The following is a 22,491-nucleotide window of genomic DNA, read 5'->3' as shown; positions in this document are numbered from 1 at the left end:
CACGCGATGCTCATGCCCCCGCACCGCCCGTGGCGCCGACGAGCGTGCTCACGGCCGCCGCCCGCGCCGGCTCGGACGCCGCGGCGGCGGTGGGCTGGCCGCTGAAGCGGAGCATCACGGCCTTCTCCAGCAGCCCGATGCCGATATAGAGGAGGGCGGACAGGCAGGTCACGACCACGACCTCCGACCACAGCGTGAGGTAGTCGGACTGGACGAGTGCCTGCACCGTGCCGTAGCCGAGGCCCTGGCCGGTGGCGAGCCACTCGGCGAGCAGCGCGCCGGTGATGGCGAGCGGGGCCGCGGTACGCAGCGAGACGAACAGCGCCGGCAGCGCGGTCGGCGCCTGCACCTTGCGCAGCGTCTGCCAACGGGACGCCCCGAGGGCACGCAGCACGGCGGTCGCGTCGCGGGACGACGTGGCCAGCGCGTCGCCGACGTTGACCAGCGTCGGGAAGAACGTGACGGTCCCGGCGATCACGGTGACGCCGAGCAGCCCGCGGCCGAAGATGAGGACGATCACCGGCGTCATCGCGACCAGCGGGATCGAGCGCATCGCCAGGGCGACGCCGATCAGGGACCGTTCGACGACCGGCCAGAGGTAGAACGCGACGGCGACGACGACCGCCACGCCGGCGCCGCCCGCCAGGCCGATGAGCGCGTCCTTGGCCGTGGTGCCGGCCTGGCCGAGGATGTCGCCGATCGGCGCGTTCTTGCCGGTGAGGTACTCCCAGACCTGCGGCGGCGTCTTGCCGATGAACGACGAGACGCCGAAGACGGCGAGGAACAGCCACCAGATCGCCAGCACCGCGACGAACGAGGCGACGGTCGTGCCCACGGAGCTGGCCGCCCGGGCGGCCAGGCCGCGCGGCTGTCCCGAGGTCGACGCGGTGGAGGCCTGCACGTCGCGCACGTTCAGCTCGCCCGCCCAGGGCAGCAGCCGGCGGCCGGCGAACCCGATCAGCCAGTAGAGGACGCCGGCGACGACGGTGGCGGTGACGGCGGTCGCCCAGGTCCGCTCCACGTTGAAGCCCTGCTGAGAGTTGATCATCAGGACGCCGAGGCCGTCGTCGGCGCCGATGTACTCGCCGATGATCGCGCCGAGCAGCGCCGCCGGGGCGGCGATCTGCAGGCCGAGGAACAGGCTCGGCAGGCCGGCGCGCAGCCGGACCTTCAGCAGCGTGGCGACCCGGCCGCCGCCGGAGGCGGAGACGACCGCGAGCCAGGTGCGGTCGACGCCGCGCAGCCCGGTGGCGAGGTTGATCAGGGTGGTGAAGAAGACCGCCATGCCGGCGAGCACGATCCGCGACGTGCCCGACGAGAACACGATCGCGAACACCGGGCCGATCGCGACGATCGGCAGGCAGTAGGACACCACGCCGATCTGCAGCAGCACCCGTTCGACGGGAGGAATGACCAGGGCCARCATGGCGGCGGCGACGGCGAGCAGGTTGCCCCACAGCCAGCCCTGCGCGGCCGCGCCCAGCGTCGACCGGGCCGAGTTCGCGTAGAGGCTCAGCCCGTCGGAGCCGAACTGCCGGGTGACCTGCACCGGGCCCGGCAGGCCGCTGTCACGGCCGACCACCACGCTGCCGAGAAGCTGCCAGACGGCCAGCACGACGACCGTGCCGGCCAGGCCGCTGGCCATCCGCCCCCATCGAGGTGTCACCGCTCGCTCATCTCCGTGAGGACGTCGTCGACGGGGAGGTCGGCCGGGGCGGCGGCCGGCCCGTCGGGTTCCGGCGGCGCGCCCATCGCGTCTCGGACGTACTGGCTCCACGGGGAGCCGGCCGGGTCGAGCTGGTTCTCGAGCCGGTAGCCGCCGGCCGCCCACCAGAACCGCTCGTCGCGGCCCATCCGCACGCCGCGGCGGGTGTGGTGGTCGACGTGCATGTCCTTGACCTCGACCCGCCGCTCGCCGCGCTCCGTGGTCGTCTTCGCCCAGAAGGCGAGCTCCATCGTGGTGCGGTCCTTCTTCGCGGCGGCCAGCAGGCGGACGGCGTGGACGGAGTACATGAACCGCTCGATGTCGACGGTCTGCCGGACCCGCTGGTCGTTCATCGCCGCCAGCAGCATGGGTGCCTCGGGCAGGCCCATGCCGACGTCCTCGACGGCGATGATCTCGAGGCGCCGCCACAGCAGCTCCTCGGTCTGCGGGCCGGTCTGGAACAGCTCCCACGCGGCGAGCACCGCCTCCTCGACCAGGCCGCGGCGGATCGACTTCTGCAGGACGGAGCGGATCTCGTCGACGCGGAAGCCGCCCACGGTGACCGCGCGGCTCCAGATGTCCTCGTGCTGGTCCGGGCTGGGCATGGTCAGCTCACCGTCGCCGCGCCGCCGAAGACCTCTTCGAGGACGGAGGTGTCGAACAGGTCCGGCTTCGCGGTGATGCCCGCGGCGGCCAGGGACTTGATCGTGCCGGAGATCAGCGCGTCACTCATCGTGCTCAGGCCGTGGGCCTTCGTGTCGTCGGTGACCATGATCGCGTTGGTGGACGCGGCGCACTCCTTCTGCTCCTCGAGCTCCAGGCCGTTGCCCTTGCCGTAGGTGTTCACGGTCAGGTCGGCGACGAGCCCCGGGTCGGCGACGGCGTCCTGCCAGCCCTTGAGGGCGCCCTTGAGGAAGCGCACGATCTGGTCGCGCTTGTCCTTGTCGGTCAGCGAGTCGGCGCGGACCGTGTAGGTCGCGGTCATCACCTCGTAGCCGTGGTCGGCCAGCAGCATGACGACCGGCTCGGTGCCCTGCTCCTTCATCCGGATCACGTCGTCGTTGACGTAGGCCCAGAAGCCGTCGACCTCGCCGGAGACCACCGGGGTGATGTCGAACTGGACGGGGACCTTGGTGAGCGTCGAGGGGTCGACGCCCGCGAGCTTGAGGAACGCGGCCCAGGCGACCTCGTTCGTCGCCTGGATGCCGATCTTCTTGCCGGCGAGGTCCGCGGGGGTGCGGATCGGCTTCTCGGGCCGGGACATGATGCAGAACGGGCTCTTCTGGTAGTTCGCCCCGATGATCTTCAGGTTGGCGCCCTTGGAGACGGCATTGGCGGTGAAGTCGGGCGAGCTCTGCCCGATGAGCGCCTTGCCGGACTGGAGGATCGGGTCGACGGCGATGTTCGGGCCGCCGGCGACCAGGTCGACCGCCAGGTTCTGCGCCTTGAAGTAACCCTTGCTGTCGGCGATGTACTCGCCGCCGAACTGGAAGTTCTTGATCCAGCTGAACTGGTAGCTGATCTTCGTGAGACCGCTCGAGGTGGTCGACGACGAGTCGTCGCCGCAGGCGGCCAGGAGTGGCCCGACGGCCGCGACACCGGCGGCGCCGAGCCCGGCACGAAGGAACGAACGGCGGTCCATGATGGCTTGCTCCCTGGAGGTCGAGGAGGAGGCCGGCCGGCCTCGTTCTTCGTGCCACGAAATTCTTCGTGACATGAAGATTCCAGGGCTCGGTTGCGTCGCGATTTCTCGGCAGTTGCACCGCCGTACCGGTCGAGACCGTGTCCGGTCACACATCGGCGGTCAGTAAAGGCGCAGGTCGGGACGGTCGCGGCGCCCCGCCGGGTCGCGGCACTCGCTCGGGGCGGGTCGCGTGGCCCGCCGGGTTCAGCGGGCGTGACCCTCGGCGTCCAGGTGGTCGCGCCAGGAGCGGCGCGGGTCCCAGCCGAACAGCTCCCGCGCCCGGGCGATCGAGTAGCCGGAGGCGTCCGGCCGTTCCAGCGCGCGGATCTGGACCGTCGGATAGAGCCGCGCGACCGCCGCCCGCAGGTCACGGCCGCCGATGTTGTCCGGCTGGGCGGCCAGCACCACCCGGTGGCCGGGCGAGCCTGACGTGGCGGCGAGCACGACCAGCTCCGCCAGGTCGTCCAGGTCGACGTAGGACCAGAACACCGGGCTCGGCAGGTCCGGGTCCCGCACGAACGGTCCGAGGTTGCGCTCGTAGGTGCCCGGTCCCTGCACCCACGCCGGCCGGATCGACACCGCCGTCACCGCTGACCGGGCGACGAGCGCGTCGCAGAGCTGCTCGGCGAAGTACTTCGCCTGCGCGTAGGGGTCGAGCGGCAGGTTCGGGTGCTCCTCGTCGATCGGGCAGTAGTCCGGGACCCGCGGCACGGGGGCGAAGGTGAACCCGGGGACGCTGTCGCTGGAGATGTTCACCAGCCGGGCCGCGCCGCCGCGGGCGCAGGCCTCGACCACGTGGAAGGCGGACGTGATGTTGTTCGCGAACACGGTGTGCGCCGGGTTCTGGCGCGGCTCGGGGATGGCCGCGGCGTGCACGACCGCGTCGAAGCCCCGGACCACGGCGAACGCGTCGCCGGCGTCGGTCAGGTCGGCCTGGACGTAGGGGAGCTCGCCGGGCAGGGCGCTGTCGTAGACGGGCGCGCCGCGGTCGGTGCCGACGACGTCGTGACCGGCCGCGGCCAGCGCCGCCGCCGACGCCCCGCCGACCTTGCCCCGCACGCCGGTGACGAGGACCCTCACGCCGCGCTCCCGACCAGCGAGGCCAGCGCCAGATCGATGTTGTAGCCGATGCCGAGGCCGGGGCGGTCGGGGATCGAGACCTGTCCGTCGACGATCAGGTCCAGGCCCGCCTCGAAGTCCGGGGAGAACGCGGCGAGCACCGGCGCCAGGTGGAACGGGAACTCGAGGATGTCCGCGGTCGGCGCCGCCCCGGCCAGCTGCAGGCAGGCGGCGAAGCCGACCGGGCCGTTGTGGTAGTGCAGCGCCACCCGCGCGCCGTAGTGCGGCCCCACCCGCGCGATCCGGTAGGCGTCCGCGAACCCGCAGATCGCCGGGTCGGGCTGGATCACCGACGCCTCGCCCGAGGTGAGCACGTCGAGGGCGTCATCCAGGCTGTACAGGTGCTCGCCGTAGGCGATCGGCACCGGCGACCGGCGGGCCACCCGCTGGATCGCGCCGTGGCGGCGCTGCGGCAGCGGCTCCTCGAGCCAGCGCACCCCGACCGCGGCGAGCGCGTCCGCGACGTAGGCCGACGTCGGGCCGTCCAGCCAGCCGCTCGTGTCGACGAGCAGCTCGTAGTCGTCGCCGAGCCGGTCACGCAGCTGGGCCATGACGGCCACCGCACGGCGCGGGTCCGGCCCGATGCGCATCTTCACCGAGCGCACTCCGCGCTCGACCATCGGCGCGAGCCGCTCCAGATGGAAGTCGACGTCGTGCGCGTCGAGAAACGGGCTGCTGCCCGCGTAGACCGGGATCCGGTCGCGCACCCGGCCGAACATGGTGGACAGCGACCGGCCGGTGCTCTGCCCGACGAGGTCCCACAGCGCCATCTCCACGGCGCCGCGCGCCTGCGCCGACGACMACGTCTCGCCCAGCTCGCGGCGTACCCCGGTGCGCAGCCCGTCGATCAGCGCGTCGATCCCGTCGACCTCCCGGCCGAGCAGGCGCGGCGCGAACGCGTCCTCGACGACGGCGGCCAGCACCCGCGGGTAGGAGACACCGAAGCAGTCACAGGCCTCCCCGTAGCCCACCAGCCCCTCGTCGGTCTCGACCCGGACCACGAAGAAGGTCATCTGGACGAACGCCGCGGGGTAGGTGAGCGGCAGCGGGACGATACGGGTGATCTTCACGGGCGCGGGTCACTCCCATACTCATGGCCATGTCGGCTGTCCATGTCGGCGCCGGCTGGCCGCCGGCGCGGGACGGGCCATGCGGCGGTCGGCCGCGCTCCGTGCCCGGGACTCCCCATCCGCAAGCTTCCAGCCGGTCGTGTCCCCGCGGTTTCCACGCCGTTGCGACCTGGCACCCCGGCCCGTCCCGGCGTAGGTCACAGTCCACGACCACGTCACGACTGGCGTTCCCACCACCGCCCAGCGGACACGACATGGGTGATGCGGGCTTTGTGTTCGAGGACCAGGGCGTAGGTCCTCGACCATGTCGTGTTCGTCGAGCCCGGCCACAAGGAGGGCCGGGCTCTGCTCGCCGACGTCCTGGAACAGCTCGGCGTTGGCTGTGAGAACGGTATCCGGCACGACCGAGCCGGCCCGGCCAGGCCCGGAGGACACGGACTGTGAAAGGCGCCGCTCGCAGGCGCGGCTCTGGCACCAGGTGGATCCATCAAGCCGCAGTGATGTCACCTGGCTTCCAGGTGTTGTCGAATGCTGCCTGCTTCGGTCCGTAGATGCGGAAGTAGCAGAACCAGCCCCGTCCCGGAACGGTCTGGATCCAGCGGTCCCGGGCGCCGGGCGGCTCCTCGGGGCCGAAGTACAGGTCGATGCTGTCCGCGCCGCCGGCGGTCAGATCGTCGAAGAGAGACCGCAGCGCTGCCCGGTCCTGCGCGGCCTGGATCTCGGAACGGGTCTGGGCGTCGTAGCAGGTGACCGACCAGAAGAAGGTCGCGGGCACGGGAAGCGGCACCGTGAGGCGATAGGGACGGGCGCCGTCGAGGTAGTCGCCCGCCGCGTCGCGGTGACCAAGCCAGTAGAGCGAGCCCTGCCCCTCGGCACGGGGAACATCGCCGGCGACGCGACGATCGCCTGGGCGAACCAGCGGTCCTTCGCCTCGACGTCGAGGGAGCCGTCGCGCTCGAAGTCGCCGTTCTCCGGACGCAGCCCCGCCCACTCCCAGGTGCGGTCCGGCCAGACGATCCGGTCGGGACGGCGGGACGCGAACGCGGCCACGAGCATCTCCTCGCGCCCGCGGCGGGCGGCGTCCGTGAGCAACCGCGTCATCCGGTCGTCCGGATTGAAGGGATCGCCGGCCTGTATGCCGAGCTCCGCGAGGGCGCCGAGCATCGGGCGCATCTCGGTGATCGCCGGCTCGGCGTCGATCACCGAGTGCAGGACCCGCCAGAACCGCAGGTTGTCCTCCCAGCCGAGCAACGTCAGGTCGACAGGGTTCTCGCTGTTGTCCACGAACGTGTAGGCCGGCGGGTCGTCGCGGTCGGCCAGCGGATAGATCCGCACCGAGGACAACAGCCGCACGGCCGCGCTGACGTCCCCGTCAAGAGGCAGGACGCGCAGCGCGCAGAACACCGTCCAGGTGTCGCACCGCGCGACGAGGTACCCAGCGGGGATGGGGCCGTCGAAGCCGGGCGGCACGATGAGATACCTGCCGCCGCGCCCGGCGTCCCGGCCCGGCACGCCCAGGTCCGAGACCCAGCGGTGATGATGGTCATCGACCAGGCCGACCAACGGACCCGGCGGAACCTCGATGACCATCGGCCCGCGTTCACGCAGATCCAGCACACCACCCGAATAGGGCGTGTCGGAATTCAGCGTGARTCCGACATGATGTGGCCGGGCAACGAACATCAGCGCGGACCTGTTGTCGACGCCACCGGCCGCACGGGTGCCCTCGATGATTCCTTCCGACGACACCGTCGGATAGAAGAACCGGTACGTCTCCAGCGCCCGGCGCAGATCCTCGCCCTCCTGCACCGACGCCGCGCAGTCCGTACTGGGAAACCCTCGTTCGAACACCATCGTCGCCGTCATCTTCGTCCCCCTGCCTCAGCCTCCACCGCCTCCGTGCAGGCGGCTCATGCCCACCTCGAGTCAGCTGACCAATACCTGCCCGCCAGGACCGTTCTCCGATCCCTCGGTATATGAAGACTCCGGCGGTGGGCGCGTCCAGATCCGTTCTCCCGCTCCGACCACGGGGCGAGAGCCGTGTGGTGCCCGGGCAGGGAATCGGATGATGACGCAAATGATCACATTGCTGGTGGGCGGCTGCTCCGTCGTGAGCGGGACGGCCGCGGCGGTGCTGCCGTCGGCGTGGTGAGCGCGGATCGGCGGATCGAGGACCTGCTGCGCGACGTCGCGCAGCAGGTCCTCGGCGCGCTGGTGCGGCGGCACGGCCAGTTCGACGCCTGCGAGGACGCGGTCCAGGAGGCGCTGCTCGCGGGTACGGGCGCGCCTGGCCGGGCTCGGCTTCTGCTTGGGCTCGGCGTGCGACTGATCGCTGCGGCGCTGAGCGTGGAGGAGCCGCGGCGGCGTGTCGCGATATGCCCTTGCCGGTGATCCGCCGCGTGATCAGTGCAGGTCGCGCAGCGCCGCGACGACCTCGTCCGGTCCGACGCGCCAGCGGTAGTCGCTGGACACGGAGGCGAAGCGGATCACCCCGGTCTGGTCGAGGACGAACGTCGCCGCCGCGGGTAGTTCCTGGCTGTCGTCGCCGTTGATCTGCTCGAGGTCGATCCCGAGTCGCCGCTGGATCGCGGTCGGCTCGTCTCCCTGGCGGATGACAAGGCCGTAGCTCCGAGCGACGGCGTTGTGGACGTCACTCAGGACGATGAACGGGAGCTGCTGCCGCTCGGCGAAGGACAGCGAGTTGTCGGGCGTCTGGGGTGAAATGGCGACCAGCGTCCCGCCGGCCTCCCGGATGTCGTCGTGGCGGTCCTTGAACGCGTTGAGCTGGAGGTTGCAGTACGGACACCAGGCGCCGCGGTAGAAGACGATGACGACCGGCCCGTCAGCCACCAGAGCACTCAGAGCGCGCTGCTCGCCGTGGACGTCGGGCAGAACGAAGGCGGGCGCTGTGGTGCCCACCGCTGGGACGGCGGCGAGCCTGAGCGCGGCGAGACGCTCGGCGTCCGCGTCGAAGGGATCCAGCACCTCACCGAGCTGGTCGCGAAGCTGCTCGCGCAGCGCGACGGTGGCGTTGGTCAAGGAGGTGGTGGCGGTGTGGGCGATTTGCATGTCCATCACGCTAGGCCGAGATCGCGGGCAGATGTATACCAGAAAATCTCGATTTCTTGTCCGATCGTCTAGGCCTCTGGGTGGAACGCTACGATTCGCTGGCGGACCCGTTGATGTGCTCGAACTCGAACTCGAACTCGGACGCGTGTCGGGAGCCGGTCGCCGTGGACCGTCGACGCGCTCGCCGCGCAGGCCCACGTCTCGCGCACGACCAACCACGAACCCGGTCGTGGTCATCGCCGCCGACCCGACGAGATCGTCGCTCGCGCCCCTGGTGGTCGTGGAGACGGCGGCTTCACCCCGGCCGCGATCGTCGATCGTCGCATTGCGCGACAGCACCCGGCTGGCGTTGATCGCTGCCTACCAGGTGGCGACACGGACGCCGAAGTCCCGCGTTCCCGCTAGGCAGGTGGATGGAGCCGGGCGGCACGGCGGATGAGGTAGCGCTGTTCGGGGAGGCTGGCGGTCATCTGGGCGGCGCTTAGGTAGGAAGCGTGGGCGGCGTCAGTGTCGCCGGCCTGTTCGAGGAGGTGTGCGCGGACGGCTTCGAGGCGGTGGTTGTGGGTCAGCCGGTCGTCGGCGTCGAGGGTGCCGAGGGCGGTGAGGCCGGCGGTGGGCCCGTGGACCATGGCCAGCGCGACGGCGCGGCTGAGGGTGACTACCGGTCCCGGCGCGATGTGGGTGAGCAGGTCGTAGAGGGCGAGGATCTGCGGCCAGTCGGTGTCCTCGGCGGTCGGCGCCTCGTCGTGCAGCGCCGCGATGGCGGCCTGGACCTGGTATTGGCCGACCGGTCCGGTGCCCAGCGTCCGGGTGAGCAACGTCTGGCCCGCGGTGATGGCTGCCTGGTCCCAGAGGTCTCTGCGCTGGTCGGCCAGGGGTACGAGGGAGCCGTCGTGGTCGGTGCGTGTGCCGCGGCGGGCGTCGGTGAGCAGCATCAGGGCCAGCAGGCCGGCGACCTCGGTCTCGGAGGGCAGCAGGCGATGCAGCAGGCGGGTGAGCCGGATCGCCTCGGCGGTCAGGTCGACCCTGGTCAGCGCCGGGCCCGAGGTGGCGGTGTATCCCTCGTTGAAGATCAGGTAGAGAACGTGCAGGACGACGGCGAGCCGGTTGGTGCGGTCGCGGGAGGTGGGCAGTTCGAACCGGACGCCGGTGTCGCGGATCAGCTGTTTGGCCCGGCTGATCCGCCGGGCCATGGTGTCCTCCGGCACGAGAAACGCGGCGGCGATCTGCGCGGTGGTCAGGCCGCCGACCGCGCGCAGGGTGAGGGCGAGCTGGGACGGCGCCGACAGGGCGGGGTGGCAGCACAGGAACAGCAGGACGAGCGTGTCGTCGGGGTCGGGGTCGGGGTCGGGGCCGGGGTCGGGCGGTTGGCGGGTCGGGTCGAGCGCGGCCGTTTCCTCGCGGCGGCGTCGGGCGCTGTCGCTGCGCCAGTGGTCGACCAGTGTTCGGGTGGCGACGGTGGTCAGCCACGCCCGGGGCCGGTCGGGGATGCCGTCGGTGGGCCACTGGACGGTGGCGGCGAGCATCGCTTCCTGGACGGCGTCCGCGCAGGCGTCGAACTGGCCGTGGCGGCGCGCGAGCGCGCTGAGGACCCGCGGCGCCAGGTCGCGCAGCAGGTCCTCGAACGGCTCGGTCGCGATCGGTGGCCTCACATCTGCTGGGGTGGCTCGTCCATGACCCGGCGGATCTCCATCGGGTACTCGGTGACCGCGACGACTCGCGAGGCGATCTCGACCGCGCGTTCGTGGCTGGCCTCGACGATCCAGTAGCCGGCGAGGGATTCCTTGATCTCGGCGAACGGCCCGTCGGTCGGCGTGGGAGCACCGTCACTGAACCGCACGGTCGCGGCCTGCGTCGGGTCGGTCAAATGCCGGCTCTCGACCACCTCACCGGACTCCCGCAGGTCACGGTCCATCCGCATCATCGTCGCCTGCATCTCCATGATCCACTCGGGGCTTCGGCTCGCCAACGAGTCACCCAGACCCCCGAACATCATGATCATGTACTTCACGGGTTCCCCTTCCGTCGCGCGCCCGGTCGCGAGCGCCGCCTCCCGGTCGGAGCAGGCCTTCCGGATCCGGACATCTCCGGGAGGATTTTCTCGCCGGAGCGGTCTGGACCGGCGCCAGACTCGATGGCTCCCGCGCGGGGTCGCAGGAATTCGACGGCGAGGTACGCCGCCCGGGGGCGGTGAGGCTCCAGCACTCTGCGCGCGTCTCGCGGGCCCACTTGCGGATGACATATGTTTGCGATAGATGTTAATTAACGACTATGTGAAGGACGGCCATGGCAACGGCTTCCGTTCTGGACCTGTACCGCCGGGCCGGCACCCACACCGCGACGATCATGGCAGGAGTTCGGCCGGAGCAGCTGACCGCGCCGACGCCGTGCGCGACATGGACCGTCCAGGACCTGGTTGACCACCTCGTCGGCGGCACTCACTACCTGCTGGCGGCAACGACCGGCGCCCAGTCGGGAGAACCGCCCACCCGATCCACCACCGACCGGTTCGCCGCCGGTTTCGCCGCCGTCCTCGACGCGGTGGCCCAGCCCGCCGCGACACGACGACGCTGCCTGTCGCCCCTCGGTTTCGAGTGGAGTGTCGGCGAGGCCCTGGCCGGCACGTTCATGGACGTCCTCGTCCACGGCTGGGACCTCGCCACCGCCACCAGCCAGGACCCCCGCCTCGACCCCGACCTGGTTCAGGCATGCTGGGACATGTTCATCCCCGACATGCCCGAACGAGGCCGCGGCGCAGGGCTGATCGGACCGGAGGTCGCGGTGCCCGCCGACGCACCGCTCCAGGACCGGCTACTCGGCGTGATGGGGCGGCACCCGTGAGCCAGACCGGCCCGCTCGACCGGGCCGACCCGGACGCGGACACCGGCCAGGTCGACGCCGCGTTGCGGGCGCTGGCCCACCCCCGGCGCCGGGCGATGCTCCGCCTCGTACTCGGCGGCGAACGCACCGCCGGCGAACTCGCCGAAGCGGCCGGAACGTCCGCTCCAGACGCCAGCCGCCATCTGAAAGTGCTGCGGGAGGCCGGCCTGCTCAGCGTGCGGGCCCAAAGGAGTAGCCGGCTCTACCGGCTCGACCCCACCCGGCTGGCCGAGGTCCGCGCCGTCCTCGACGAGTTCTGGGACGACCGCCTCGCCGCACTCAAGAACACGGCGGAGACCATGGCCGCCGAAYGGCACCCCCGGCGCGACACGGCGTGAAACTCGTCGTCAGGGAGATCACGATCGACGCACCCGTCGCCCTGGTCTACGAACTGCTCACCGACCCCGTCCTGCTGGTGCGCTGGCTCGCCGACGAAGCCGACATCGACCCTCGACCAGGCGGCCTGGTGCGCTGGAAACACGCCAACGGCGACGTCTGCACCGGCCAGGTCGTCGAGGCCGACCCTCCCCGGCGGCTGGTGTTCACCTACGGCTGGGAACGCGCCGAGGTACAGATCCCACCAGGATCGACGACCGTCGAGATCGACCTGGCTGTCATCCCGACCGGAACCCGGCTACGCCTCGTCCACCACGGTCTCGCCGGACCCATGGCTGACGCCCACAACGGCGGCTGGATCCACTACCTGACCCGGCTCACGACGGCCGCCACCGGCGCCGACCCGGGCCCAGACCCGTTCGCCGACCAGCGCGTGCCCACCCCAGCCGAGCTGGCGGGACGATGAGCACCGCCCGGACGACGCACGGTCCGCCGGGCCGCCGGGCTCGATTTGACGTGATGACTGCGTCAATCTATCATGCGGGCATGCTCTACCCCACGCCGTCGCTCGCGCCTGCCGATGAGCGCGTGCTCGACGAGATCGACGCCATGCGGCAGGCGCTGAGGTACCAGATACAGACCACGCCGTCGAAATGGACTGCCGGGCTCAGGAAGTTCCTGACCGCGGATGCGGTCGCGGCCTCGAACTCCATCGAGGGTTTCAAGGTATCCACGATCGACGTCGAGGACTTGATAGATGGCGAGCGGGATGTCGAGGTCTCGGACGAAAATCGCGAGGAGACCCTTGCTTACCAGCGGATGATGACGTATATCCAGACGCTGCACGATGCCCAGGATTTCTGCTATAGCAAGGGTCTCTTAAACGCGCTGCACTGGATGTTGCAGGGCCACCGGCATTCGGCGCGCAAGCCGGCCGGGCAGTGGCGTCGAGGTCCCGTCTACGTCACGGACCCCCGTGACCCCGGCATCGCGGCCTACACCGCCCCGGATGCCGAGGACGTCCCCACCCTGATGGAGGAACTCGTCGACTGGATTGGCACCGAGAATGGGCCCCACCTGCTGGTACGAGCGRCTATGGCGCATCTGCACCTCGTGTCCATCCACCCGTGGGCTGACGGGAACGGCCGGATGTCCCGGTCCCTGCAGACGCTCATGATCGCTCGTGAGGGTGTTCTCGCCCCGGAGTTCTCGTCCATCGAGGCGTGGCTTGGGCGCCCCGGCAACACCTGGGAGTACTACCGCGAACTCGCGGACCGGGGCCCACGGTACGTTCCCGACCAGGACGTCGCCAGCTGGATCCGCTTCAGCCTGACCGCCTATCACCAGCAGGCCCAGACTGTGCAGGGCCGACTCGACCGCTCCGGACGGGTATGGGGTGCACTCTCGGAGTTCGCCGGCGAGGCTGACCTCGACGAGCGCGTGGTGACCGCCCTCCATGACGTGGCCATGGCCGGACGTGTCCGCCGCTCACGTTACGAGCACGCGGAGGGGCTCAGCCTGCAACAGGCACAACGCGACCTCCGCGACCTGACTACCGCTCAAGTTCTGGTACCGGTCGGCCGAACCCGGGCCCGCTACTACACGGCAGGTCCCCGCTTTCCCGAGCTCGCACTCGACACCGCGCGCACCCCGATGACTCTGAGGAATCCCTACACCGACTGACCAGGCAGGGCAGGCGTGACAGAAGGCAATGCCTGCCGCCGGGCTGCCCGAGCGGGTCGCCGGCCGACGAGGCTGATCCACCTCGACCTCGTGGACCTGCGGGAACATCGAAAGCCGGCGTGGGGCGGGCAGGGCTCGAACCCGCGGCCGGAGGACCACGAGCCGCGAGCTCAGGAACCGCGGACGGCGAGCAGGCAGAGGTCGTCCTCGCGGGTCGCTGGGCCGGCGACGTCGGCGAGGACCCGGTCGCAGAGGGCGTCCAGGCCGGGGGTGTCGGTGCTCAGCCCCCGGGCCGCGGTCGCGGCGAGGGTCGCCAGCCGGTCGGTGAGGGAGGTGCCCCGGCGCTCCACCAGCCCGTCGCTGTAGAGCAGGAGGTTGCTCGCGGGAGGCAGGATCATGGTTCCCTGGCCGTAGTCGTACCCGGGTACGACGCCGAGCATGGGGCCGTGCACGTCGTCGAGGTAGCGGGCGCCGGTACCCGTGAGCAGGAGCGGCGGCGGGTGGCCGGCGCATGACCAGGTGAGACGGCCGGTGTTCAGATCGACCGTCGCGACGATCGCGGTGGCCAGAGTGTCATCCTGCGCGGCGAGGAGGAGGGCGGACAGCCGGGTGGTGATGGCGGCCGGGGTGCGCCCCTCGACCGCGTACGCGCGGGCGGCGTGGCGCAGCTCGGCCATGGCCGAGACGGCGGGCAGCCCGTGGCCGCCGACGTCGCCGACCACCAGGGTGACCGAGCCGTCCGGGCGGACGGCGGCGTCGTACCAGTCGCCGCCGACCTCCACGTCGCGGCCGGCGGGCAGGTATCGGGCGACGAGCTCCATCCCGGGCAGCTCGGGCAGCGTCCGCGGGAGGATCGCGCGCTGCAGCGTCTCGACGACGGAGCGTTGCCGTTCGTGCAGCCTGGCCCGCTCGATCGCCTGGGCATAGACGCCGGCGAGCGTGCACAGGTACGCGCGTTCCTCCTCGTCGAAGGAGCGCGGCGCGGACCAGGCGAGGGACAGGACCCCGATGATGCGGCCGGACACGGTGAGCGGCAGGGTCGCCGAGGCGTCGATGCCGATCGCGTCGAAGACCGCCCGGCGGTCCGGATAGTCGTTGAGGTAGCCCACGCGCGTCGGGTCGAAGCGCGGGCGCCTGGTCCGCACGACCTCATAGGCGGCGGCCGGGCCGGGGTTGCGGTCGCGTACCCAGATGTCGGTGAACACCGGCTCCGTCAGCCGGGGCGAGGCGAGGACGCGGGTGGGGGAGTCGTCGTCACCGAAGAGGACGAAGCCGGCGAAGGTGACCGCGGCGTCCGCCGCGGCGGTGCGGAAGGCCACGTCGGCCACGTCGTCGACGGTCAGGACCGTGCCGAGGGCGCTGGTGGCCGCCAGCAGCCGGCGGGACCGTACCAGTGCCTGCGACAGCGACGAGATCAGCTCGCCAGCGGTGGGTGGCCTCGCCCGAGTGGCGGGGGCGGCGGGGGTGTCGGCGTCGTTCCTGGGAGCCGCCACGCCGGCGACCGGCTCATCGGGTGCTGGCCGGTCGTCCGCCGCGGACCGCTTGGCCCGCCCCAGGTTCCCCATGACCCGCCTTCCTCGGCGCGAGCACGACACGGCCGCGGGCGACATCCCGCCCTACCGCCCGGAGGTGCCGGACCGAGGCCCATCGTAACAGTGTGTTACTAGACGTAGCCCACTGTCGACCGTGACGTCCTTTGTCGACCGTCACGCCCTTGTCCGGCTCCCTCCCGCGGCGGTGGCTACCTCACGATCAGGTCATCGAAGTCGGGCCTGCGCAGGCGGTGCCACATCTCGTTGCCGGGGAACGGGCAGTTCGTGACCGAACGGCCGTGGTCGTTGCGATAGTAGCTGTTCGCGCGCGGGTCCTTGTAGATCTTGAACTTCTCGCGCTCGTCCAGCTGGTCGTTGTACCGCCAGTACGCCTCTTCGGTGACCTCGACGGAGCGCTTCCCGGTGAGGAGGAGCTCCTTGACGCAGTCGAGCGGGAGCCGGGTCGCCATCTCCTGGTGGTTGACGACGCCCAGGCCGCCGTACGGGTTCATGTTCGGCCCGTAGATGAGGAAGAGGTTCGGGAACCCGGGCAGCATCGTGCCGAGATAGGCCCGCGGTCCGTCCTTCGACCACAGGTCGTGCACCGATCGGCCGGCGCGGCCGAGAACCTCCATGGGCCACAGGCACTCGTTCGCCCGGAACCCGGTCGCGTAGATGATGATGTCGACCTCGTGGTCGACCCCGTCGACGGTCCGCGGACCGGTCGGCGTGATCCGCTCGATGCCGTCGGTGATCAGGGTGACGTCGTCGCGCATGATCGCGTCGTACATGTTGTAGCTGTTGTCGACCTGCACCGGCCGCGCCGAGAACGGCGGGTGCGGCGGGATCATCTTCTCGACCAGGTCGGGCCGGCTCGCCAGCTTCTTCCTGATGAAGGCGACGCGCTCGTCGCGGATCTGCTTGTTGACCGCGCTGCGGGCGAACGGGTCCTCGAACTCGGGGTCGATCTCGCGCAGCGGCCCGGACAGGTACGGGCCGAGCAGCCAGTTGGTCCGAAACCGCATGAAGTGCGCGTGGTATGGAAGGTTCCGGTCCAGCCAGTGCACCTGGTCGGGGAACGGCGACAGGTAGCCGTCGTGCCCGAACAGCCACTGCGGCGTGCGCTGGAAGACCGTCACGTGGTCGGCGAGCTTCGCCAGCTCGGGCACCATCTGCACCCCTGAACAGCCGGTGCCGATCACGGCGACGCTCTTGCCGCTCACGTCGAGGCCGTCCGGCCACCGCGCGGTGTGGAACGACAGGCCCGCGAACTCGTCCATGCCCGCGATCGTCGGCAGGCTCGGCCGCGAGAGCAGCCCGACGGCGCTGATGACCGCGTTGGCCCGCAGGACCCGCCGGCCCTCCGGCCCCTTCGCCTCGACCTCCCAGGTCGCCGTGTCCTCGTGCCAGGTCACCGTGGTGACCTCGGTGTCGAACGCGATGTGCTCGCGCACGCCGAACCGGTCGGCGAACCAGTCGAAGTAGCGCTGGTTCTCGGCCTGCGAGCACCAGGGCGACGGGGTGTCGAACTCGACGCCGAGGATGTGCGTGTACGCCCGGCTCGGCGAGTCCACCCGCGCGCCGGGGTAGCGGTTCTCGAACCAGGTACCGCCGACGCCCGAGTTCTTCTCCAGCACCGTGAAGCTGATCCCGGCGTGCAGGAGCTGGGCCGCCGCGTTCAGGCCGCCCATTCCACCGCCGATCACGATGACCGAGAAATCCTCGAGCACCTCCGGCGCCGGCGGCTGCTCCCAGTTGAGCCCGCGCGCCCATGGGTCGAGGGAGAGCTCCTCGACCCAGAGCTCCACATCCTCCTCGGGGAGCTGCTCCATGCCACCGGCGAGCGCCAGGCTCCGCGGTATCCGGTCGAGCGGGCCGGGGCCGAGCGGTCCGGCGCCGGCGTCGCGGTGGGTCTTCAGGAAGGTGGCGGCCCGTGCGCGCAGCCACGCGATGTCGGCCGGGTCCGTCAGGCCGAAGGAGAGATTCCCGCCGACGTAGCCCGGCACCGCCTCGATCTTCGTGGCGGCGACGCTCTCGTCGCCGGTGAGCTGGTACAGCAGACCCCGAAGCGCCATCGGGTCCGCGTAGTTCACCGCGTCGTCGATCTGCTCGTCGGTGGCATCGAGCAACTCGGGGCGGCCGGACGCCTGCTCCGCGACCATGTTCTGCACCTTCGCTCTCGCCTTACGAATGTTGACTGGCCGGCTGGCCGGCTGGCCGTCAGCCGGCCGGCGGCGGTTCCGCCTGCATGTGGCCGAGCATCATCAGCGGCGTCACGGCCATCACTCCGCCGTCGACCGGGAGGACCACACCCGTGATCCACCGGGCCTCGTCGCTGGCCAGGAACGTGGCCGCCCACCCGACGTCCCAGCCGTCGCCGTTCGTGCCCAGCAGGTTCGAGGCGGCGGCCAGCCGCTGCCGGTACTCGGTCTCCGGGTTGACCCCGTTGACGGAGTACAGCAGCGGGGTCGTGATGTGGCCGGGGGCCAGGGCGTTGACCCGGATCCCCTGGCGGCCGTGCGAGAACGCCATGTCGACGGTCAGCGCGTTCACGCCGCCCTTCGCCGCGGCGTATCCGACGTAGTTCCCGCCGCGGGAGCCCGTGATCGACCCGATGTTGACGATCGCCCCGGCGCCTTTCGCCGCCATGACGGGCACCGCGCTCTTGCTGGCGAGGAACATCGTCTTGAGGCTGAGGCCGAGTATCCGGTCCCAGACGGCCTCGCTGGTGTCGACGACGTTTCCCGCGTGGGCGACCCCGATGTTGTTGATCAGGATGTCCACCGTGCCGAAGGCGTCGAGCGCGGCGCCGACCATGGCGTCGCAGTCGGCGGCGCTCGTCATGTCACCGGCGAAGACGGCGGCGGTGCCGCCCTCGCCTTCGATGATCTCCCGGGTCTCCTCCGCGCGTTCCCTTCTGATGTCGGCGAGCAGCACCTGGGCGCCCTCGCGCGCCAGCACGATCGCGCAGGCTCGCCCGGTGGCCATCCCGGGCCCGGGTGTCGAACCGGCCCCGGTCACGATCGCGACCTTGCCCTCAACCCGCCCTCGACGCTGCGCCATCACTCTCCCTGAACCCTCGCTGACCGGGGAGAACGGTAGCTGACGAGGCCAACGCCGACAAGTGAGCACTCACTACGCCTGGCTTTCGGCCAGGGAGGCTGACGTCGATCTGGCCCGCGGCACGGGTCAGGAAATGGTGGTGACCTCGACGCCGGCGGCCAGGAGCTCGCGGACCGGGGCGGCGGTCCGGGGAGCGTCGGTGATCAGCAGGCTGATCTGGTCGGGCGGGCAGATGCGGCCGAAGGTGACGTGACCGAGCTTGTCCGCGGTGGCGACGAGGAGAGTGCGCCGGGCGGCGCGGACGGCGGCGCGTTTCACCTGGACGTCGTCGAGGTCGTACGCGGTGGCGCCGGTGGTGGCGTCGACTCCGCAGCAGGACAGGATGAAGGTGTCGTAGCGCAGTTCCTCGAAGGTGCGCACGGTCAGCGCGCCGTGGAACGACAGCTCACCCCTGCGGACCTGGCCGCCGGGCATGAGCAGCTGGATGCCGTCGCACGCGCCGAGGCGCGTGGCGGCGTGCAGCGAGAGGGGCGTGACGGTCAGCTGCCGCTCGGCCATGGCCGCGGCGACGGCGACGGCGGTCGTCCCGGTGTCCAGCGCGACCGTCTCTCCGTCCCTGAGAAGTTCCACGACGGCCGCGGCGAGYCTGGCCTTGGTCTCGGCGCCCGCGAGGGCGCGCACGGCATAGGGCGGCTCGACCCCACTGAGTAGCGCGCTGACCGCGCCGCCGTGCACCCGGCGCAGCGCGCCCTGGGACTCGAGCTGCTCCAGGTCGCGCCGCACCGTCATCTCGGACGTCCCGGTGACCTTGGCCAGCTCCGCGACCGAGGCGCGGTTGCGCTCGGCCAGCACCGTCAGGACCAGCCGATGCCGCTCGGCAGCGTTCACGGCTCGATTCTGTACGGCCGGGGCCTGCCCCTGGCCGCTCGCGGGATCCGTCGCTCCCCACCATGCGCRACCGGGGCCGCTCGATGGGCCATCCGTTGACATATGAACACTCTATCTGTTCGTATGCTCGATGTGTATGTGAGATCTCACGTGACGACGTCCGATCCCGGTTTCGGTCCCGGTCCCGCGGGTGGCGCTGGTCCCGCGGGTGGCGCTGGTCCCGCGGGTGGCGCTGGGCCGCATGGCTCGTCGCGCCTGATCGACGTCGGGGAACGTCCGTGACCGTCCTGTCCTCCCGTAGGGCGGTGGAGCCGCCCGGCCTGGTCAGCGCGGCGGCGGTGGTCGCCTCCTGCGTCGGCTTCGTGGTGATCGGGGCGCTCCAGGCGCTCTACGGCCCCGCGATCCCCGAGATCCGGGTGAAGTACGGCGTGGCGTCGGGCGTGGCCGGGCTTGGCCTGTCCGCTCACTTCGTCGGGGCGCTGCTCGGTGTCCTGCTTTTCTTCCGCCTGCGTGCCCGGTTCGGCACCCGGCGTCTGCTTGGGATGTCCTATGGCCTCATGGCCGCCGGATCGCTGGCATTCGCGGCCGCGCACACCTGGCCGGTCGCCCTGACGGCGGCCACGGTTGTCGGTCTCGGCTTCGGGGGGATCGACTATGGGCTGAACCAGCTGTTCGCCACCGGGTTCGGACGGCGAAGCACCGCGATGCTCAATCTGCTCAACGCCCACTTCGGCATCGGCGCCGTCGCGGGGCCGGCGCTGGTCGGCTGGCTGGGCGCTCGGCATTACCCGTGGCTCTTCGTCGCCCTGGCGGTGCTCTGCCTGTTCCTTCTACCTGGCCTGCGCGGTGTGCGGTCCGGGGACGGCGAGGCGGTCAGCACGCCCGGATCCGCGGCCGCGCCGTCCAGGCTGGTACCCGTCGTCGCGGCGTTCATTGTCATCTACGTGCTGCACGTGGCGATCGAGACGGGAGTGGGTGGCTGGGAGCCCACCCAGCTGGCGGCCGTCGGCTACAGCGCCTCCGCCGCCGCGGTGGCCACCTCGGGGTACTGGCTCGCGATGACCGTGGGCCGTTTCCTGGCCGTGCCTCTCACCCTGCGATTCCCGGCGCCCCTGATCGTGACCGTGAGCTGTATCGGCATGGCGGCCTGTCTGATCATGGCGCCCGTGGCCGCTCTCGCTCCGTATGCCTACCTGGGAGTGGGCCTCTTCATCGCGCCGATCTTCCCCACCGCCCTGCCCTGGCTCAGCAGGGCGGCCCCGACCGTCGCCTCGGCCAGCGCGTTCGTCATCGCCGCCTCCATGATCGGTGGTGTGGCCTTCCCCCCGCTCCTCGGCGCGATGATCGACGAGGTCGGTGTCCGGGCGGTACCCGCTCTGCTGTTCGGGCTCGCCCTGGTGTGCGGCATGCTGAGCGTCTGGCTGCGACGAACCACCGCCGACCCGGCGGTCTCCCGCGCGGACCCGCCACTGGCCGCGCCACAGCCGGTCGGCGGCGACTGAACCCCATCGCCGGGCTCGACCACCGCCGGGAGGTGTTCTGGGAGGTGTTCACGGCAGGGTGGGTGCCGGTTTCCCGAGCAGGTATCCCTGGCCGTAGAAAATGCCCGCGCTGACGATGGCGTCGCATTCGGCGGGAGTCTCGACTCCCTCGGCGACAACCGTTCCGTCGATCTCGCGGGCCAGCTGGACCAGGCCGGCGGCGAGAGCGCGGCGGGCGGGGTCGCGGTTGAGGCCGCGGGTCAGGATGTGGTCCAGCTTGATGATGTCCGGGCGGAGCTGGACGAGCTGTTCCAGGCCGGAGTATCCCGTGCCGGTGTCGTCGATCGCGATCTGGATGCCGAGGTCGCGCAGGTGACGGATGGCCCGCATGGCATCCGGCTTGGCGAGCGAGTTCTCGTGTTCGGTGATCTCGATGGTCAGGCGGCCGTGGCCGGGCAGGTCGTGGACGAACTCGACCAGTTCCGCCGCGATCGTGCTGGGTGAGGCGTTGATCGCGAGCTTCATGTCACCGATGAGCTGGGGGAGCACGGCGACGGCACGCCTGATGGCGACCATTTCCAGATCCACGCTCAACCCGACCTGGTGGGCGTCGAGAAACCAGTCCTCCGTGCTGTGAGGCCGCCCGCAGCACCGGATGGGGAAACGCGCCAGCGCCTCGACCGCGGTGATGCGGCCCGTGTCGAGCCGGACGATGGGCTGGTACACGATTCTCGGGCCGCCGGCGTCGATGAGGTCGCTGATCGTCGACCACACCTGGCTGCGCGCCTCCCACATGCGCCGCAGGTCGAGCAGGGAGTCGCCGAGGAACGCGCCCGTCAGGCGCAGGAACTGGCTGTGGCGGTCCTGTAGCGCCGGCCGTGGCCGACGGGCCATGCAGAGCAGCATCCCGTAGCGGTCGCCAGCCGGGTCGGTCAGATCCGCCATCGCGTAGGCGCCGACCTTGAGGGAGGCGAGAATGGTCGCGTCCTCCAGCCGAGGGTCCTGGCGGACATCGGGGGACATGGGCGGGAAGGAACCGTTCGCGACTCGGTGGGAAAGGTCCCGGCAGTGCCGGATGGTGGTGCCGGGCGCCAGGCTGAACCGTTTTCCGTCGCCGGCGATGACCTGGACGACCAGCAGGTCGCCGTCCCACATGCCCAGGACCGCGACGTCCATGTCCATGTGCAGGCGCAGCACATCGAGCAGGTCGGTGACCTTCCTGTCCGGTGCGATCACCTTCGCGCGCGGCCCGAACGTCGTCGTCATCGCGTCACCATCGCGTCACCACCACGCCCCCGGTCAGGTCTGCCCGGACGGCGGTCGGCCAACCATCCGGCACCCGGGAGGCGGTGCGTCTCCAGCCGGCATCCGGGCCGCGACGAGCCCGGATGACCATCCGGGACCAGCGCTAGAAACCCAGATCGCTCAGTCCTGGATGGTCATCCGGGCGCCGGCCCAGCGGCCAGTGGTACCGCCGGGCCTCATCCGTGATCGGGAGGTCGTTGATGGAGGCGTGGCGAACGCGCATCAGCCCGTCGTCGTCGAACTCCCAGTTCTCGTTCCCGTAGGACCGGAACCAGTTGCCCGAATCGTCGTGGAACTCGTAGGCGAAGCGGACGGCGATGTGGTTCCCCCCGAACGCCCACAGCTCCTTGACGAGCCGATAGTCGAGTTCCCGGGCCCATTTCCGCGTGAGGAACGCGACGATCTCCTCACGGCCACGGATGAACTCCGCCCGGTTGCGCCACCGACTGTCGACGGTGTAGGCGAGCGCGACCCTGTCCGGGTCCCGGGTGTTCCAGGCGTCCTCCGCGAGGCGCACCTTCTCACGCGCACTGCCCGCACTGAAGGGAGGAACCGGAGGCTTTGCCGTCATATCTCCTCCAACCCGATCCGAATCTTTCTGACGCGCCGCCACCGGAACCGGCCCCGTCATCCTGTTTCCGGTCACTTTAGACCCTGTCCCGTGTGGCGGCGGCGA

Annotated in this window: 21 protein-coding genes and 2 pseudogenes; 7 read left to right on the top strand and 16 right to left on the bottom strand. The window is 70.8% G+C overall.

Annotation, left to right across the window (positions count from 1 at the left end; genetic code table 11):
- Nucleotides 1-10: 10 nt before the first annotated feature.
- The 5 genes from BL253_RS28885 to BL253_RS28865 all read right to left on the bottom strand — a co-directional run bounded on the left by BL253_RS28885 (nucleotide 11) and on the right by BL253_RS28865 (nucleotide 5,578).
- Nucleotides 11-1,666 carry an ABC transporter permease gene (locus BL253_RS28885; protein WP_131831600.1) on the bottom strand — a complete coding sequence of 552 codons (1,656 nt, stop codon included), beginning with the start codon at nucleotides 1,664-1,666 and terminating at the stop codon, nucleotides 11-13.
- A complete protein-coding gene (locus BL253_RS28880; protein ID WP_076820460.1) occupies nucleotides 1,663-2,310 on the bottom strand; it encodes an AAA family ATPase in 648 nt (215 codons plus the stop codon). The genes BL253_RS28885 and BL253_RS28880 overlap by 4 nt, the downstream gene beginning before the upstream one ends.
- Before the next feature lie 2 nt (nucleotides 2,311-2,312).
- Nucleotides 2,313-3,347, bottom strand: coding sequence for an ABC transporter substrate-binding protein (locus tag BL253_RS28875; protein WP_076820459.1), 1,035 nt, complete (start codon nucleotides 3,345-3,347; stop codon nucleotides 2,313-2,315).
- 246 nt (nucleotides 3,348-3,593) lie between these two features.
- Nucleotides 3,594-4,469, bottom strand: coding sequence for an NAD-dependent epimerase/dehydratase family protein (locus BL253_RS28870; RefSeq protein ID WP_076820458.1), 876 nt, complete (start codon nucleotides 4,467-4,469; stop codon nucleotides 3,594-3,596).
- Nucleotides 4,466-5,578, bottom strand: coding sequence for a mandelate racemase/muconate lactonizing enzyme family protein (locus BL253_RS28865; protein WP_076820457.1), 1,113 nt, complete (start codon nucleotides 5,576-5,578; stop codon nucleotides 4,466-4,468). The genes BL253_RS28870 and BL253_RS28865 overlap by 4 nt, the downstream gene beginning before the upstream one ends.
- Before the next feature lie 306 nt (nucleotides 5,579-5,884).
- Between BL253_RS28865 and BL253_RS44885 the strand changes: the two are divergent.
- A pseudogene (locus BL253_RS44885) lies at nucleotides 5,885-6,022 on the top strand (hypothetical protein); the annotation flags it as partial.
- A 43-nt stretch (nucleotides 6,023-6,065) separates the two neighbouring features.
- Here the strand turns inward: BL253_RS44885 and BL253_RS45550 are convergent.
- Nucleotides 6,066-6,569 (bottom strand): DUF1214 domain-containing protein, encoded by a 504-nt coding sequence (locus tag BL253_RS45550; RefSeq protein WP_420801731.1) that lies wholly within the window; start codon nucleotides 6,567-6,569, stop codon nucleotides 6,066-6,068.
- A 341-nt stretch (nucleotides 6,570-6,910) separates the two neighbouring features.
- Nucleotides 6,911-7,261: pseudogene (locus tag BL253_RS45545) on the bottom strand (DUF1254 domain-containing protein); the annotation flags it as partial.
- A 465-nt stretch (nucleotides 7,262-7,726) separates the two neighbouring features.
- Between BL253_RS45545 and BL253_RS45915 the strand changes: the two are divergent.
- Complete coding sequence (locus BL253_RS45915) at nucleotides 7,727-7,969, top strand: hypothetical protein (RefSeq protein WP_076820456.1); 243 nt, start codon at nucleotides 7,727-7,729, stop codon at nucleotides 7,967-7,969.
- A 12-nt stretch (nucleotides 7,970-7,981) separates the two neighbouring features.
- Here BL253_RS45915 and BL253_RS28850 read toward each other — a convergent pair whose 3' ends face one another.
- The 3 genes from BL253_RS28850 to BL253_RS28840 form a co-directional block, all read right to left on the bottom strand.
- Entirely contained in the window at nucleotides 7,982-8,647 is a 666-nt protein-coding gene (locus BL253_RS28850) for a peroxiredoxin-like family protein (RefSeq protein ID WP_076820477.1), read from the bottom strand.
- 401 nt (nucleotides 8,648-9,048) lie between these two features.
- On the bottom strand, nucleotides 9,049-10,299 hold the full coding sequence (locus BL253_RS28845; RefSeq protein ID WP_241835246.1) for an RNA polymerase sigma factor: 1,251 nt from the start codon (nucleotides 10,297-10,299) through the stop codon (nucleotides 9,049-9,051).
- Nucleotides 10,296-10,649 carry a YciI family protein gene (locus BL253_RS28840; protein WP_241835248.1) on the bottom strand — a complete coding sequence of 118 codons (354 nt, stop codon included), beginning with the start codon at nucleotides 10,647-10,649 and terminating at the stop codon, nucleotides 10,296-10,298. The genes BL253_RS28845 and BL253_RS28840 overlap by 4 nt, the downstream gene beginning before the upstream one ends.
- Before the next feature lie 284 nt (nucleotides 10,650-10,933).
- On the opposite strand from BL253_RS28840, the gene BL253_RS28835 reads away from it, so the two are divergent.
- From BL253_RS28835 to BL253_RS28820, 4 genes are read left to right on the top strand one after another with little or no spacing between them, the layout of a single operon-like run.
- On the top strand, nucleotides 10,934-11,488 hold the full coding sequence (locus BL253_RS28835; protein WP_076820454.1) for a TIGR03086 family metal-binding protein: 555 nt from the start codon (nucleotides 10,934-10,936) through the stop codon (nucleotides 11,486-11,488).
- Nucleotides 11,485-11,865, top strand: coding sequence for an ArsR/SmtB family transcription factor (locus BL253_RS28830; protein WP_076820453.1), 381 nt, complete (start codon nucleotides 11,485-11,487; stop codon nucleotides 11,863-11,865). Before BL253_RS28835 ends, BL253_RS28830 begins: the two co-directional genes overlap by 4 nt.
- A complete protein-coding gene (locus BL253_RS28825) occupies nucleotides 11,862-12,329 on the top strand; it encodes an SRPBCC family protein (protein ID WP_076820452.1) in 468 nt (155 codons plus the stop codon). The genes BL253_RS28830 and BL253_RS28825 overlap by 4 nt, the downstream gene beginning before the upstream one ends.
- Nucleotides 12,326-13,546, top strand: a complete 1,221-nt coding sequence (locus BL253_RS28820; RefSeq protein ID WP_241835245.1) for a Fic family protein — start codon at nucleotides 12,326-12,328, stop codon at nucleotides 13,544-13,546. The genes BL253_RS28825 and BL253_RS28820 overlap by 4 nt, the downstream gene beginning before the upstream one ends.
- 170 nt (nucleotides 13,547-13,716) lie before the next feature.
- Here BL253_RS28820 and BL253_RS28815 read toward each other — a convergent pair whose 3' ends face one another.
- From BL253_RS28815 to BL253_RS28800, 4 genes are all read right to left on the bottom strand, one after another.
- Nucleotides 13,717-15,111, bottom strand: coding sequence for a PP2C family protein-serine/threonine phosphatase (locus tag BL253_RS28815; RefSeq protein WP_076820451.1), 1,395 nt, complete (start codon nucleotides 15,109-15,111; stop codon nucleotides 13,717-13,719).
- 176 nt (nucleotides 15,112-15,287) lie between these two features.
- Nucleotides 15,288-17,240, bottom strand: a complete 1,953-nt coding sequence (locus tag BL253_RS28810) for a flavin-containing monooxygenase (protein WP_076820450.1) — start codon at nucleotides 17,238-17,240, stop codon at nucleotides 15,288-15,290.
- 58 nt (nucleotides 17,241-17,298) lie between these two features.
- Nucleotides 17,299-18,141 carry an SDR family NAD(P)-dependent oxidoreductase gene (locus BL253_RS28805; protein ID WP_076820449.1) on the bottom strand — a complete coding sequence of 281 codons (843 nt, stop codon included), beginning with the start codon at nucleotides 18,139-18,141 and terminating at the stop codon, nucleotides 17,299-17,301.
- Between the two features lie 126 nt (nucleotides 18,142-18,267).
- Complete coding sequence (locus BL253_RS28800; protein ID WP_076820448.1) at nucleotides 18,268-19,029, bottom strand: DeoR/GlpR family DNA-binding transcription regulator; 762 nt, start codon at nucleotides 19,027-19,029, stop codon at nucleotides 18,268-18,270.
- 278 nt (nucleotides 19,030-19,307) lie between these two features.
- Here BL253_RS28800 and BL253_RS28795 point away from each other — a divergent pair, with 278 nt between their 5' ends.
- A complete protein-coding gene (locus BL253_RS28795; protein WP_198946435.1) occupies nucleotides 19,308-20,531 on the top strand; it encodes an MFS transporter in 1,224 nt (407 codons plus the stop codon).
- A gap of 48 nt (nucleotides 20,532-20,579) precedes the next feature.
- Here the strand turns inward: BL253_RS28795 and BL253_RS28790 are convergent, their stop codons facing one another.
- Together BL253_RS28790 and BL253_RS28785 are read right to left on the bottom strand one after the other, a co-directional pair.
- Nucleotides 20,580-21,776: an EAL domain-containing protein gene (locus BL253_RS28790; RefSeq protein WP_076820447.1), complete on the bottom strand. Its 1,197-nt coding sequence runs from the start codon at nucleotides 21,774-21,776 to the stop codon at nucleotides 20,580-20,582.
- 142 nt (nucleotides 21,777-21,918) lie between these two features.
- Nucleotides 21,919-22,386 (bottom strand): nuclear transport factor 2 family protein, encoded by a 468-nt coding sequence (locus BL253_RS28785; protein ID WP_076820446.1) that lies wholly within the window; start codon nucleotides 22,384-22,386, stop codon nucleotides 21,919-21,921.
- Between the last annotated feature and the right edge of the window lie 105 nt (nucleotides 22,387-22,491).

It is taken from the genome of Pseudofrankia asymbiotica (genome assembly GCF_001983105.1).
In the GTDB taxonomy this organism is placed as follows: domain Bacteria; phylum Actinomycetota; class Actinomycetes; order Frankiales; family Frankiaceae; genus Pseudofrankia; species Pseudofrankia asymbiotica.
The sequence above is the reverse complement of the archived record's forward strand: the minus strand, read 5'-3'. Positions and strand labels throughout refer to the sequence as shown.

Coding starts and splice junctions, on each gene's coding strand:
- BL253_RS28880 (WP_076820460.1), bottom strand. CDS start 2,310: ATGCCCAGCCCGGACCAGCACGAGGACATCTGGAGCCGCGCGGTCACC.
- BL253_RS28875 (WP_076820459.1), bottom strand. CDS start 3,347: ATGGACCGCCGTTCGTTCCTTCGTGCCGGGCTCGGCGCCGCCGGTGTC.
- BL253_RS28850 (WP_076820477.1), bottom strand. CDS start 8,647: ATGCAAATCGCCCACACCGCCACCACCTCCTTGACCAACGCCACCGTC.
- BL253_RS28840 (WP_241835248.1), bottom strand. CDS start 10,649: ATGATCATGATGTTCGGGGGTCTGGGTGACTCGTTGGCGAGCCGAAGC.
- BL253_RS28835 (WP_076820454.1), top strand. CDS start 10,934: ATGGCAACGGCTTCCGTTCTGGACCTGTACCGCCGGGCCGGCACCCAC.
- BL253_RS28815 (WP_076820451.1), bottom strand. CDS start 15,111: ATGGGGAACCTGGGGCGGGCCAAGCGGTCCGCGGCGGACGACCGGCCA.
- BL253_RS28810 (WP_076820450.1), bottom strand. CDS start 17,240: ATGGTCGCGGAGCAGGCGTCCGGCCGCCCCGAGTTGCTCGATGCCACC.
- BL253_RS28805 (WP_076820449.1), bottom strand. CDS start 18,141: ATGGCGCAGCGTCGAGGGCGGGTTGAGGGCAAGGTCGCGATCGTGACC.
- BL253_RS28790 (WP_076820447.1), bottom strand. CDS start 21,776: ATGACGACGACGTTCGGGCCGCGCGCGAAGGTGATCGCACCGGACAGG.
- BL253_RS28785 (WP_076820446.1), bottom strand. CDS start 22,386: ATGACGGCAAAGCCTCCGGTTCCTCCCTTCAGTGCGGGCAGTGCGCGT.